Annotated in this window: 14 protein-coding genes and 3 tRNA genes; 12 read left to right on the plus strand and 5 right to left on the minus strand. The window is 45.5% G+C overall.

What is annotated here, in order from left to right; genetic code table 11:
* Positions 1-80: 80 nt before the first annotated feature.
* Together pgeF and rluD are read right to left on the minus strand one after the other, a co-directional pair.
* Positions 81-908 carry a peptidoglycan editing factor PgeF gene (pgeF, locus tag K0H61_RS13435; RefSeq protein WP_220049890.1) on the minus strand — a complete coding sequence of 276 codons (828 nt, stop codon included), beginning with the start codon at positions 906-908 and terminating at the stop codon, positions 81-83.
* A gap of 1 nt (position 909) precedes the next feature.
* Positions 910-1,881, minus strand: coding sequence for a 23S rRNA pseudouridine(1911/1915/1917) synthase RluD (rluD, locus tag K0H61_RS13440; protein ID WP_220049891.1), 972 nt, complete (start codon positions 1,879-1,881; stop codon positions 910-912).
* Between the two features lie 123 nt (positions 1,882-2,004).
* Between rluD and K0H61_RS13445 the strand changes: the two genes are divergently transcribed.
* The 5 genes from K0H61_RS13445 to K0H61_RS13465 all read left to right on the plus strand — a co-directional run bounded on the left by K0H61_RS13445 (position 2,005) and on the right by K0H61_RS13465 (position 5,143).
* Positions 2,005-2,766, plus strand: a complete 762-nt coding sequence (locus K0H61_RS13445; protein WP_220049892.1) for an outer membrane protein assembly factor BamD — start codon at positions 2,005-2,007, stop codon at positions 2,764-2,766.
* Between the two features lie 228 nt (positions 2,767-2,994).
* Positions 2,995-3,070, plus strand: a tRNA-Phe gene (locus K0H61_RS13450).
* A gap of 54 nt (positions 3,071-3,124) precedes the next feature.
* A tRNA-Leu gene (locus tag K0H61_RS13455) sits at positions 3,125-3,211 on the plus strand.
* Between the two features lie 43 nt (positions 3,212-3,254).
* Positions 3,255-3,341 (plus strand) — tRNA-Leu (locus tag K0H61_RS13460).
* A gap of 176 nt (positions 3,342-3,517) precedes the next feature.
* Positions 3,518-5,143: a methyl-accepting chemotaxis protein gene (locus K0H61_RS13465; protein WP_220049893.1), complete on the plus strand. Its 1,626-nt coding sequence runs from the start codon at positions 3,518-3,520 to the stop codon at positions 5,141-5,143.
* 24 nt (positions 5,144-5,167) lie between these two features.
* Here K0H61_RS13465 and K0H61_RS13470 read toward each other — a convergent pair whose 3' ends face one another.
* Together K0H61_RS13470 and K0H61_RS13475 are read right to left on the minus strand one after the other, a co-directional pair.
* A complete protein-coding gene (locus K0H61_RS13470; RefSeq protein ID WP_220049894.1) occupies positions 5,168-5,881 on the minus strand; it encodes a pseudouridine synthase in 714 nt (237 codons plus the stop codon).
* Positions 5,882-5,902: 21 nt separating this feature from the next.
* Positions 5,903-6,523 carry a helix-turn-helix transcriptional regulator gene (locus K0H61_RS13475; RefSeq protein WP_220049895.1) on the minus strand — a complete coding sequence of 207 codons (621 nt, stop codon included), beginning with the start codon at positions 6,521-6,523 and terminating at the stop codon, positions 5,903-5,905.
* Positions 6,524-6,989: 466 nt separating this feature from the next.
* Between K0H61_RS13475 and K0H61_RS13480 the strand changes: the two genes are divergently transcribed.
* The 7 genes from K0H61_RS13480 to K0H61_RS13510 all read left to right on the plus strand — a co-directional run bounded on the left by K0H61_RS13480 (position 6,990) and on the right by K0H61_RS13510 (position 12,026).
* Entirely contained in the window at positions 6,990-7,406 is a 417-nt protein-coding gene (locus K0H61_RS13480; RefSeq protein ID WP_220049897.1) for a VOC family protein, read from the plus strand.
* Positions 7,407-7,543: 137 nt separating this feature from the next.
* Positions 7,544-8,014 (plus strand): YcxB family protein, encoded by a 471-nt coding sequence (locus K0H61_RS13485; RefSeq protein ID WP_220049898.1) that lies wholly within the window; start codon positions 7,544-7,546, stop codon positions 8,012-8,014.
* 198 nt (positions 8,015-8,212) lie between these two features.
* Positions 8,213-8,449, plus strand: coding sequence for a hypothetical protein (locus K0H61_RS13490; protein WP_220049900.1), 237 nt, complete (start codon positions 8,213-8,215; stop codon positions 8,447-8,449).
* Between the two features lie 258 nt (positions 8,450-8,707).
* On the plus strand, positions 8,708-9,571 hold the full coding sequence (locus K0H61_RS13495; protein WP_220049901.1) for a MipA/OmpV family protein: 864 nt from the start codon (positions 8,708-8,710) through the stop codon (positions 9,569-9,571).
* Between the two features lie 8 nt (positions 9,572-9,579).
* Positions 9,580-9,996 (plus strand): DUF3019 domain-containing protein, encoded by a 417-nt coding sequence (locus K0H61_RS13500; protein WP_220049903.1) that lies wholly within the window; start codon positions 9,580-9,582, stop codon positions 9,994-9,996.
* The gene (locus K0H61_RS13505; RefSeq protein WP_220049905.1) at positions 9,996-10,709 is read left to right on the plus strand and encodes a response regulator; all 714 of its coding nucleotides are present in this window, start codon (positions 9,996-9,998) and stop codon (positions 10,707-10,709) included. Before K0H61_RS13500 ends, K0H61_RS13505 begins: the two co-directional genes overlap by 1 nt.
* A gap of 54 nt (positions 10,710-10,763) precedes the next feature.
* Complete coding sequence (locus K0H61_RS13510; protein ID WP_220049907.1) at positions 10,764-12,026, plus strand: ATP-binding protein; 1,263 nt, start codon at positions 10,764-10,766, stop codon at positions 12,024-12,026.
* Positions 12,027-12,064: 38 nt separating this feature from the next.
* Here K0H61_RS13510 and K0H61_RS13515 read toward each other — a convergent pair whose 3' ends face one another.
* Positions 12,065-12,424 (minus strand): group I truncated hemoglobin, encoded by a 360-nt coding sequence (locus K0H61_RS13515; protein ID WP_220049909.1) that lies wholly within the window; start codon positions 12,422-12,424, stop codon positions 12,065-12,067.
* Positions 12,425-12,469 lie beyond the last annotated feature (45 nt).

Below are 12,469 nucleotides of genomic sequence, written 5' to 3' on the forward strand. Positions count from 1 at the left end.
CGTTAATTAGAAGATGGGGACTATTTGACCAAATTCAAGCAGCTAGTCAGTAAAATATTACAAACTGTAGGGGAATTATGTTACGACTTTAGCCAGATAAGCGATGCCATGCGACCGGTGATTTTATCGCGGCGGTAGGAGAAATAATCGGGGCTAGTCACAGTGCAGATATTGGCACTATAAACTTGTGTAATGCCAAGTTTGGCTAAACGCAGTTTTGCTAACCCAATGATATCGGCGAGATATTTATCACTATTTTCAGGTTGAGCGGTAAAACACTTTTCAGCATTTTCATCTTTTGCCATAAAGGCGGCGCGCACTTCACTGCCCACTTCAAATTTTGTGGGGCCAATAGTAGGGCCAAGATAGGCAATGAGATCTGAAGGTTTCGATACAAAGCGCGAAGCAGCTGCCTCAATCACCCCATCACAAAGTCCGCGCCAGCCAGCATGGGCCGCAGCAACTTCGGTTCCTTGCAGATTACAGAGCAGTACAGGCAAACAATCAGCGGTCATCACCACACAGACTCTTCCAGCAAGATTGGTGTAGCTAGCATCGGCAATAGGAGCTGAAGTGGCGTTCAAAGCGTGATTTGCCGCTAAAGAAGCGTTTTGCTTTGCTGACTCAGTATGCACTAATGGAATAGCGGCAACACATGCAAGATCAATCACTTCTGTGCCATGCACTTGCTCTAACCATACTGGCTCGGTGGGCAATTGTAAGGCTTTGGCGAGCAGCCCACGATTGGTATAAACCTGCTCAGCATCTTCCCCCACGTGTAACCCAAGATTTAGGTTATCGTAGGGAGCGACACTAACACCACAATGGCCAGCACCAAGACCACCGCCATGACGGTCTGTCATAGCGATGCCAACATTAGCAGGAAGTGGCCAATCGTGGAGCAACATATTAATACTCGATGGGGTGCTCTAGGGTGTCTTGACGCAGTGCTTTGGTCAAAATAACCATATCTTCAGGAATAGGCGCCGACCAGCTCATGATTTCACAGGTCACTGGATGGGCTAATTCCAAACGTACCGCATGCAGCGCTTGGCGTTTGAAGTTTTTCAAAATCTCGAAAAACTCAGGACTGGCAGCTTTAGGTGGTTTTGGACGCCCGCCATAAACAGGGTCACCCACTAACACATGGCCGATATACGCCATGTGTACACGGATTTGGTGAGTACGACCGGATTCGAGACGCAATCTCAAACGAGTGTGATTACGGAATTTTTCTGCCACACGATAATGTGTCACCGCAGGTTTACCGGAATGATGCACCGCCATATGAGTACGTTTAGTTGGATGACGACCAATTGGTTCATCCACAGTTCCGCCTGCAGTCATAGTGCCGAGCACAATTGCTTCGTACTCACGGGTAATGTCACGGGCTTGTAGCGCCGCGACCAAATGGGTCTGCGCTTCAACGGTCTTAGCCACCACCATTAAACCCGTGGTGTCTTTATCAAGACGGTGCACAATACCCGCACGTGGCACATGCTCGATGTTCGGGCAATGGTGTAATAGTGCGTTCATCAGCGTGCCATCGGCATTGCCAGCACCTGGATGCACCACTAAACCGGCTTGCTTATTGATCACCAGAATATGTTCATCTTCATAAACAATATCCAGTTCAATCGCTTGCGCCGCTGCATGGACTTCTTCTTCCAAGGTGGCATTAATGACGATTTGCTGAAGCTCGTAAACCTTCTCGCGCGGCTTATTCACTAATGCGCCGTCAACATAGACTGCATCAGATAGGATCCATTCTTTGATGCGTGTGCGCGAGTAATCAGGGAACAACTCAGCTAATGCTTGATCCAATCTCAGGCCAGTTTGAGTTGCCGAAATCTCGCTTTTTAGATTAATCTCTTGTGTCATAGGAACCGTATCCCCTTTTAGGGGTCAAAAAATGTGTGCTATCTGTTACAATCGAATCGTTTCTATTTTATCGTGAAATGGAAAAATTCTTAACTACAACTTATAAAAGAATTGAATTCAAGTATGTATAAATTCTCTAAAGGCTTAACCTTAGTCCTATTTTCACTAGCGTTATCAGCCTGTAGTAGCAGTCCAGAAGATAACGACATTGCCGCAAAAACCTCACCTGATGTGCTTTACTCTCAGGCAAGAACCTCCATGGAACTTGGCAATTACTCCAAAGCAGTCCGTTCGCTTGAAGCATTAGATTCACGCTTCCCCTTCGGACCGCATAAAACCCAGGTACAGTTAGATCTGATTTATGCCTATTACAAGATGGACGATGCCGCCTCGGGAATTGCCAACATCGACAGATTTATCCGATTAAATCCAACTCATCCTAATATCGACTATGTCTACTATATGCGTGGACTGGTCAACATGCAGGCGGACAGCTATCTGTTCCACGATATGCTCAATATCGACCGAACCGACCGCGATCCTAAAAATGCCCAGGATGCATTTAAAGACTTTGACCGTCTAATCAAAACCTATCCCAACAGCAAATATGCTGCCGATGCGCAAAAACGCATGTACTCGCTGAAGAATCGTTTAGCACAATATTCTATTCAAGTAGCAGAATATTATATCAAAATGAACGCTTGGAGTGCTGCTGCTGTCCGTGCTCAATCTGTATTAGAGACTTATCCTGGCACCCCATCAACGGAGCGTGCACTGGAGATCATGGCAAAAGCGTATGGCGAATTAGGTCAGAACCAACTGAAGCAAAACGTGCTCATGGTAATGCAAGCTAACTTCCCGAACAACGAAATCCTAGCAAATTAATGAAAATGCCCCTGATTAGGGGCATTTTTTTATCCCCTCACATCACTCAGCCAAGCTTTATCTTTAATGGAATAAAACAGCCGGGTAACTGAATCCTGTCCTCTCTGACCCCATAAAAGCCAATAAACCACCGTTTCGAATAAAACTTATCCACTCGAATCGATTTTTAACGGATTTAGTAAAAATCAGTTGACTCAAAAGCCGAAAAGCCTTTAAATTGCGCCCGTCGCCCGAATAGCTCAGTCGGTAGAGCAGAGGATTGAAAATCCTCGTGTCCCTGGTTCGATTCCGGGTTCGGGCACCATCTTTAAATTGGTTGCCATCGCGACCAGTGTTAAAGAATTGCAATAGGTACAGTGCAGGTGTGGTGGAATTGGTAGACACGCCAGCTTCAGGTGCTGGTGCCCTTACGGGCGTGGAGGTTCAAGTCCTCTCACCTGTACCAAATTGCAATTCAAACTAGATTCGGCACAATGTCGGATACCAATGCAGATGTGGTGGAATTGGTAGACACGCTAGCTTCAGGTGCTAGTGCCCTTGCGGGCGTGGAGGTTCAAGTCCTCTCATCTGTACCAACATCTAAACCTCGCTTAGTCGAGGTTTTTTTGTATCTGATTTTCGCTTCCCGCTATTAAATTTTCTTTAGTAACAGAATACCCCTCCGATATTTGCTATACCTATTATTACATTTCCATCAAAGGGATAGCTTGAGCTCCCCCCTCGAGCACCCTAAATCGGGGAGTTTATCTACATGAATGGTTTGCAAATAAAACAAAAGATGTTTATTGGGATTTTGGTTCCACTTCTCATGCTACTCACGGTCGGTATTATCGCGATAAACATGATGGGGAAGATTGAATCTGGTGTAACCCGAATTTATAACGACAGAGTAGTACCGATAGACGATTTAAAAATCATCGCCGATAAATATGCCGTTGACGTGATTGATGCCATCAACAAATCCAATGCCGGAGGCTTGAGCAGTAGCCAAGCGGTTGCTGCACTAACGAGTGCCAAGTCGACCATTAATCAACATTGGCAAAAATATCTCTCAACCGAACTCACGAAAGAAGAATCCCAACTCGCCAAACAAGCTGAAACTTTATTCTCCCCCGCCAATCAGCAGATTGACCAACTCATATCCCGTCTTAATCTACTCAATGGCCCCACAGCTCAACAATTAAATAACAATATACTGCCACTGTATCAGGCCATTGATCCCATTAGCGGCAAAGTGGCCGAACTTATTTCCCTGCAAATTAAGGTCGCAGGTGAAGAAAAAGATAATGTTCACGGGATTTATCAATCTTCCATTTCAATCTTTATTATTTTTGCTGTGCTGGCGATGCTCATCAGTATTGCGATTGGACTATGGGTAAACCGCAGTGTGATGAATCCCATTAGCGACATAGTCAATAAACTTAAAACGGTGCGTCAGGATTCCGATCTCACCGTTAAATTTAAAACCTTCAATGACGATGAGCTTGGGCAAATATCCTCTAGCCTGACCCAAGTGATTGAACATTTGCGGGGTATTTTACACTCCATTGCCGAGGCCGCGAGCACCGTAAATCAATCGGCAAATGAGCTCAGCAGTTTCACCCAAGAAACCAATAAGCGCATGGAGCAGCAACAGGCAGAAACCGAGCAAACCGCTACCGCCATGAATGAAATGACGGCTACCGTTGCTGAAGTTGCCCAAAGCGCCGCCGCGGCCGCCGACTCGGCTAAGGATGCCGACAATTATGCAGCTAACGGCAATAACATTGTGATGCAATCCATTAACAGCATGTCCCAGCTATCGGCGCAAATTCAACAAACGGCGCAGGTCATTGGGGTTTTATCCAATGAAAGCCAAAACATCGGCCGGGTGCTCGATGTGATTAAAGGCATTGCCGAGCAAACCAACTTGCTCGCCTTGAATGCAGCCATCGAGGCCGCTCGCGCAGGTGAACAAGGCCGAGGTTTTGCCGTAGTAGCTGATGAGGTACGTACCCTCGCCCAACGTACCCAGCAATCCACTCAAGAAATAGAAACCATGATCGCCACCCTACAGCAAGGTGTGAAAGAAGCCGTCAATGCTATGGAAGAAGGCATCAAACAAGTCGAAGATGCCAATCAAAAGACAAATCAGGCAGGATTTGCACTAACTGAGATAGTGACTTCGGTGGATAAAATTACCGAGCTCAATACCCATATTGCGACCGCTGCAGAAGAACAAAGCAGTGTCGCCGAGAGTATCAACCGAAGCATTATTGCGATTAGCGATATTGCCGAGTTTTCTACTGCATCGGCGGTCGAATTAAGTGAGTCGGTTATCAATTTGACTAAACTGGCAAGCAGCATGCGAAATCAAGTAAGTGCTTTTAGGTTATAGAAATTCAGTGTAATGAATCTATGCCTAACACAATGAAATCGAGGCAACTTCCTTAGCCGTAAGAGGTCGACTTTCGCCAGGGGAAAGCTGGTTATCTAAAAAAATATCACCGATTGATAATCGATGTAAGCCGACGACGGGATTACGAAAACGACCAAACATCCGCTTGATTTGATGATATTTACCTTCTCTTAAGGTGACCTCTGCAACATGGGGGGCGAGGATCTTAAGTTTTGCAGGCTGGGTGGTGATATCTTCAAAACCGAAATACATGCCCTCGGCAAATGCCGCGATATAGTCCTCACTCAAGGGATTGGCTAGGGTGACCCGATACACCTTATCCACCTTTTGTGTAGGCGCCATCAGGGCTTCAGACCAGCGGCTGTCATTGGTCAACAATAATAAGCCTGAAGAATTTAAATCCAATCGTCCTGCAATATGCAGCTCATCGCGCGCTGCACAGTCTAAGAGCTCAATAACCGTTTTATGTTCATCATCCTTAGTGGCACTCACAACCCCAACGGGTTTATGCAGCATCCAATACTCTGGCGTATTAGCCTGCAATATCAATGAATCGAAAACGATATGCGAGAATTCATGTATTTGCATATCCATTTCCCTCGCCACAACGCCATCAACTAATACACGTTTTGCGAGCAATAGCTCCCGCACCGATTTACGATGAATTTGCAAAGTGGTTGCTAAGAATCGGTCGAGTCGACCACGTTTAGATTGCATAACTAACTCTTTGGCTCCAACTTAAGATAAAGGCGATATGCGATAAGCACAGCGACGAGCGCCATCGATGATATGCTCTTCACGACTGACGCTAGCAATATCAGTAAATAATTGCTGAAAGAGTTGGAGTTCAGATCGGCAAAAATTTTGGCATTTAGTCGCGGCGCTACAGATAGGGCAATGGTTTTCGAGTAACCAATATACGCCATCGATTTGCTCCTGCGTCGCCATATAGCCCTCTTGGGTTCTTAGCTCAACCAGCTTATCCAGCCGACTGGCAATATCCGGCATACCGAGCATCGCCGAGTTATACTGCTGCATCGCCGTTTGTTCTCTATGCTCAATTAGCCTATCTAAACCTTGATCGCCGAAAATCATTTTAACGGAATCAATCAGCTGCAAACTCAGCTCGCTATGTCGATCGGCAAAATGTGTTCTGCTCTGCTCAGTTAACCTCCAATATCGTGTCGGACGTCCACGGCCTTCCACTCTATCCTCAATATCCACATCCCCCGACTCTTCTAGGGCTTGTAGATGTTGGCGAACTCCCATCGTCGTCAATGCCAACTCATCCGCAAGGGTTTTCGCGGTCAATGGTCCCTGCAGCTTGAGTAATTGCACAATCTTATCAGTGGTTTTCATATTCGAACTCCGATCATCGCGAGTGATTATCCCTAAACCTCCCCTCTTTTAATAGAATAAATAAACTTTTTTATTTACTTTATCCTTTACATGATTAAATAAAGCAATTACCTTATAAATAATTTATAAATAAAAAAGTTTACATAATGAAGTCTCTCAGTGCCAGCAGCCAGCGAACTGGCTCGCAAAGCGCCAACGTGGCGCGTTAAATTGCCGAAAACAGTGAACTTTCTCCCAAGATAAACGGATATGAGACCATACATCCTGTAGAACTACGTGAGTTCAATCTGCCGTTTTGGGATGGGAGCGAAGCGAATAAGGGCGAGCATTGGCCAGAAATACAAGACCGCGTGTCGGATGCGGATGCGCTAATGTTGATTTCACCCCAAGCGACAGGAATACTGCTACGGTATGTTAATAGCTTGGATGTTAGCAACGCCGCCTAAAACATTACAAGGAACGCGTCATGATCCATTTAGAACATATCAATCTTGTCGTCGATGACATTCCCAAAGCATTAACCTTTTATCAAGCGGCTTTCCCTCACTGGCGCGTTCGGGGTGGTGATAAAGGTTCTTGGTATGGCAAACCCCGTAATTGGATCCACTTTGGCGATGATTATCAATATATTGCGTTTAGCGATAACGGTGTAGGTGAAAACCGAGATTTATCTGGCCATCAAATTGGCTTGGCCCATTTTGCTTTTGTCGTGAGTGATTTAGATGCGGTCATTCAACGATTGACCCAAGCGGGGTTTCCAATTGCAAAGGATGGCATGGAAGATCCGCACCGCCGAAATATCTATTTTTTTGATCCTCATGGCTTTGAAGTCGAATTTGTCGAATATCTTAGTGATATACCGGCAGAACGAAATCGTTACTAGTCACGACATGAAACTATTGTAGAGTGCGTAGGAACGGCATTCCCCCCTTTTCAACTTTACGTCATCCCCAAAAGGTTACTTTACCGTGTTAAGCGGCTAAACTAACGCACATTCAAGCTTTGCGTTAGTCAGAAACCATGAAATCACCCTTCAGTTATTCAACGACATACATCTTAGATAAAGCCCATTTTGAAGAATGTTACAACCAGTCTGTCAAACCCGATCCCACATTAAAGCCGTACTACAAGGCAATGGGATTTGGCTTTATCGGTATCGCCCTTATTTTTACCAATTTAAGTCTCTATCTTGCTTACTTTTTTGTAGGCCTAGGTGTTATTGATGCCTTGAATGTGAAATACCACAAATCCTGGTGGTTGATGCGCCAGATGATCAGTAAGGCCGCCAACAATGAAGTGACCTTGACGATTGATGAACAAGGCGTACATACCCATTCTCAGTATGTGAAAGGCACTATCCTCTGGAATTCCCTGTATCGGATAACCCCAACTGAGAGGGGATTTTTACTCACCCATCAGGGCGGAAACAGCTACTTATCGAACCAATGTTTATCTCAAGATTGTATCGATTTTATTCAGAGCAAAATCTGACTCTGAGGCTCGCCATTCATGACCTAAGCCAAGCCAAGATTTTTACGCTGTATTTGGTAAAAATGGCTTGCCATCAGAGGAAAAATTTATTTATATCTAAATCATATTAGCAGTGATAGATTGCTAATTGTTAACACTGAAGCTTATATATTTCGTCACTAAGCCAACTGTTAACCACTAATAACTAAAGGAAAATAAATGAAGACGTTATCTGCTGCAATCGTGTTATCTGCACTCGTAAGTTTTGCTTCTTTCGCTGATGAATCCACCCTTCCCCCCGCGACAGCAAACGACATCGCTCAACTGACTGAAGTTTGCCAACAAATGGCTTTTGAAGATCAGATTGAAAATGCTGAGCTTAAGCAATACGTGCTCGATTGTGTGAACGACCAACTTACAGAAATGGGTTACCAAACCGTAGAAAAACTCGACTAATTTACGTTACTTCCTTTAGCACTGCGGTATCTCAAGTTTGACTCTCTACCTAATGCCATCTACTCCAAGGATGGCATTATTGTTTAGCCAAAACGCTCTTAGAATTCGTGACTTTAACTCATAAGTCCTGCTACAAATCCTGCAATTAAATGATAAATGTATCATTTTGCATCACAAAGCCTTAAAGCTCTGTCGTATTCGGCATAAAATGCTACTCTGTTGACCACTCCTTACTCCTAATAGTCGTACCTTTTTACCATGTTTCGTATTGCTGTTTTTGTATCCGCTGCGCTTATCTTTCCGCTTAAGGCATTAGCCGAAGGCAGCTGTGTAGCGAAGGATGAATGTATCGATATCGGTAGTTGGGATTTAGGACTTGCGGTAGGCTGGGGGCAAAAAACTAACCCCCTTAGAGACTTTGATGATATTCCTGTCTATTTTATTCCCACTATTGCCTACTACGGTGAACGCTTTTTCTTCGATAATGGCAACTTCGGCTACACCTTAGTCGAACGGCCGCATTACAGCGTTAACTTAGTCACCAGCTACAGTCTGGATCGCGCCTATTTTTATCGTTGGGATCCCTCGAACATTTTTATAAGTCACAGCACTCAACAGCTTGCGACGACAACGCCGATAACTCACCTCATCACCACCCAGCCCGATTATCGGTTTAATGATTTAGAATCTAGGCATTTTACTATGCTGGGTGGCGCCGAAACCTTCTTTTATACCGCTGCGGGCACCCTAAGACTCGCCTATGCCCATGATATGTTTGATGTTCACCATGGTTCTGAAGGCCAAGTAAATTGGAGTTATGGCTGGCAAATTAATGACTTGTACTTAAACTTATCACTGGTATTTGACTGGAAGAGTCGCAATGTTATCGGTTACTACTATGGAGTCAGACCGAGTGAAAATGCCTATTGGAGCCAGCAGTATCATGCAAAATCGGGCTGGAACCGGGGTATTGAGCTCACTAGCCGCTATACCATCAACGCAAACTGGGATGTCTTAGTCGCCCTGCGTTATCGACAGTTGGCCGATGAGATTGCCGCAAGTCCCCTGTTAGATGAGGACTATAGTAGCACTTACTTTTTTGGCGCAGCTTACAGGTTCTAAGGCTCAAGATGCCCCCTCTTCGCAGAATTCTCTGTCTGTTATTGCTTTGCATTGGCTTTAGCGGGCTTAATGTTCCCTTAGCTCAAGCCGAGGTACCTGAGCAAGCGAGCTTGACGCTCACGCCTAGCATTTGCATCACCAGTGATGCGCAGAAAGCCTGCGAAATTGAGATTGAGTTACAATGGGAGCTGGTAAATAAGGAATTGATTTGCATTTTGTCCGATAATAGCGCCTATCCTAAATGGTGCAGCGAGTCGATTGGAGAACAAAACCTTAAGCTCAGCATCAGTACTCAAAGTGATATTCAATTTGTGATGGTAAGCAAATCCACAAACCAAACATTGGCCGGAGCCAAATTAAAAGTCGCCGCGACCGCCCAGTCACAGGTTCGTAGACGTTACCGCAACCCCTGGAGTTTATTTTAATGACGACCCCACAAGCCTCCCACAGAGTATTATTGGTTGAAGACGATGTACGTCTTGCAAATTTGATAGTGGATTATCTCAAGTCCCATGGGATGCATGTTGAAGTGGAACGCCGTGGCGACACAGTGTTGACCCGTCTTATCAATTACAAGCCAGATATCATTCTGTTGGACATTATGCTGCCAGGCATGGATGGCCTTAGTCTGTGTGAAAAACTCCCCGATTACTTCGCTGGCCCCATTTTGTTGATGAGTGCCCTAGGCTCGAGTGAGGATCAGATCCGCGGCCTTGAACTCGGTGCCGACGATTATGTGGTTAAACCCGTCGACCCTGCGCTGCTGGTTGCCCGTATCAATAACCTGCTGCGTCGCCAAAACCAGCCCGTTCAGGCCGAATCCCATTGTCTGACCTTCGGAAAACTCAGTATCGATCCTCATACCCATGCTATCCGTTTGGATAATAAGGAAATCGACCTGACCAGCCATGAGTTTGAACTCCTGTGGTTATTGGCATCACAGGCAGGACAAGTCCTTAGCCGCCAATATATTTACCAGCTGCTACTCAATATCGACTTCGACGGTAAAGACAGAAAAATCGATGTCCGGATATCTCGCTTAAGAAAGAAATTACACGACAATATCGAAACCCCATTTAGAATAAAAACCGTTTGGGGACAGGGCTACTTATTTGCGCCTGAAGCTTGGAATAACTAGCAAACATAGTCGTTAGGCATTTAGGTTCTTTTCCCTCAATAGTTAAGCGATAACGTGAAACGTCTTTTTATCAGTTTATATTTACTGCTCAGTCTGAGCTTTCTTGGCATAGGTTGGACACTGGACAACCTATGGCAAAAAAACGCAGATGATAATCATATCCTCGATGCGCCGCTTATCGCTGTGGCGCAGCTCTTAAGCGAACTGCCGACCTCCGAACGTAAAAGCTACCTCGAGCACCTACCGAGTAAAACCGAATATCCACTCAACCTAATAGAGGCTAACCAAATAGCCCTCGCGCCTGGGCAACAGTTGTCGGCTCAGAGCGTTGTAACCACACAAACTAAAGAGGGCGAACAGTTTCAGTTTATTCAGGTTGAACATCAGGTATTAATGGCGGGCCCAATTGTTATCGAGCCACGCGCAAATCTGCGTAATATTCTCACCCTGCTGTTTTATTTCTCGCTTGGACTTGTCGCCCTTATTTGGGTCGGACCACTGTCGCGGGATTTAAGTATTTTGCGCCGAGCGACACAGGATTTTGGTCAGGCAAAGTGGCAAACACGCATCGATTTGCCCCAACGCTCCCAAGTGAAGCCCCTTGCCAACACATTTAACGAAATGGCAAGGCAAATCAGCGTGTTGATTGAAAATCAGAAACACTTAGCGAATGCGGTATCCCACGAGATCCGCACGCCACTTGCGCGGCTTAAGTTTGCTCTAGCGCTGATCCCTATGTATTACCAACCCAATACCGATGAGCAAAAGCGCCAAGCATTTTTAAGTGAAATGCAGCAAGATATCAAAGAGATGGAAGATCTTCTGCAGGAACTTCTGACCTACGCCAGTCTCGAGTCTCACTCAACGAACAGAGCGCTCGATGAATATGACTTAATCGAACTGACACAGCAGTCGATTAAGCGACTAAGCAACCTAAGCCCTGTATCCATTACACTGCAGACTAAACTTGACAGACTCCCCCTTGAAGGGGAGCCCAATCTTATTGAGCGCTCACTGCAAAATTTGTTAACCAATGCCCAGCGCTTCGCCCGTGACCAAATTGTCGTGGAAGTGATTCAGGACAAACACAAAATCCAGCTTAGCGTCAGTAACGATGGTGAACCTATCCCAGAGGAAGATTTACCGATGATCTTCGAGCCGTTTTACCGCAGTCAGTCGTTGCAAAACGGGAATAAAGGGCATGGATTAGGCCTTGCGATTATCAAGCGTATTATGCAACGCCACCAAGGGGATGTATCGGTCACAAGCCATGCTACGCAAACTCGCTTTATGCTGACATGGCCGAATAAGGGATAGTGGTATGGGGAAGCCAGTGCTCCCCCATAATACGCCCATCAAACGTGCATAATCTCCCTGTGCATGCCGTACAGCACATACAGCACTTCTTCCTGCTCCCGTTGTTCGATATTGTTCTTGCATAGGGCGGCAAGTATATCGTCCAAGACTGCCATAAACTCGGTGGCGGAAATGTTCATACCTTTATGGGCACTCAGCATGTCTTTACCCTGATAGACATTCGCCCCACCCGTGCCAGTAATAAAAAAGTTGGCGGCGGATTGTTTCAACTTTGGTATATCGAGATCTACGAACCTAGCTCCAATCGTTGGATTATTTAAATGATTGTCGACGGTGTCATTGGCAATCGCGGTTATTCCTTCGTTTCCGCCCAACCGTTCAAACAGTGAATTAGCCATGGCTTATTACCTCGTACATTAACCCATGTGTAACCATCAAATTTG

Origin of the sequence: Shewanella acanthi (assembly GCF_019457475.1) — a bacterium.
GTDB classification, from domain to species: domain Bacteria; phylum Pseudomonadota; class Gammaproteobacteria; order Enterobacterales; family Shewanellaceae; genus Shewanella; species Shewanella acanthi.

Coding starts and splice junctions, on each gene's coding strand:
- K0H61_RS13495 (WP_220049901.1), top strand. CDS start 8,708: ATGTTTCGTATTGCTGTTTTTGTATCCGCTGCGCTTATCTTTCCGCTT.
- K0H61_RS13515 (WP_220049909.1), bottom strand. CDS start 12,424: ATGGCTAATTCACTGTTTGAACGGTTGGGCGGAAACGAAGGAATAACC.
- K0H61_RS13470 (WP_220049894.1), bottom strand. CDS start 5,881: ATGCAATCTAAACGTGGTCGACTCGACCGATTCTTAGCAACCACTTTG.
- rluD (WP_220049891.1), bottom strand. CDS start 1,881: ATGACACAAGAGATTAATCTAAAAAGCGAGATTTCGGCAACTCAAACT.
- K0H61_RS13480 (WP_220049897.1), top strand. CDS start 6,990: ATGATCCATTTAGAACATATCAATCTTGTCGTCGATGACATTCCCAAA.
- K0H61_RS13475 (WP_220049895.1), bottom strand. CDS start 6,523: ATGAAAACCACTGATAAGATTGTGCAATTACTCAAGCTGCAGGGACCA.
- K0H61_RS13490 (WP_220049900.1), top strand. CDS start 8,213: ATGAAGACGTTATCTGCTGCAATCGTGTTATCTGCACTCGTAAGTTTT.
- K0H61_RS13465 (WP_220049893.1), top strand. CDS start 3,518: ATGAATGGTTTGCAAATAAAACAAAAGATGTTTATTGGGATTTTGGTT.
- K0H61_RS13445 (WP_220049892.1), top strand. CDS start 2,005: ATGTATAAATTCTCTAAAGGCTTAACCTTAGTCCTATTTTCACTAGCG.
- K0H61_RS13500 (WP_220049903.1), top strand. CDS start 9,580: ATGCCCCCTCTTCGCAGAATTCTCTGTCTGTTATTGCTTTGCATTGGC.
- pgeF (WP_220049890.1), bottom strand. CDS start 908: ATGTTGCTCCACGATTGGCCACTTCCTGCTAATGTTGGCATCGCTATG.
- K0H61_RS13505 (WP_220049905.1), top strand. CDS start 9,996: ATGACGACCCCACAAGCCTCCCACAGAGTATTATTGGTTGAAGACGAT.
- K0H61_RS13485 (WP_220049898.1), top strand. CDS start 7,544: ATGAAATCACCCTTCAGTTATTCAACGACATACATCTTAGATAAAGCC.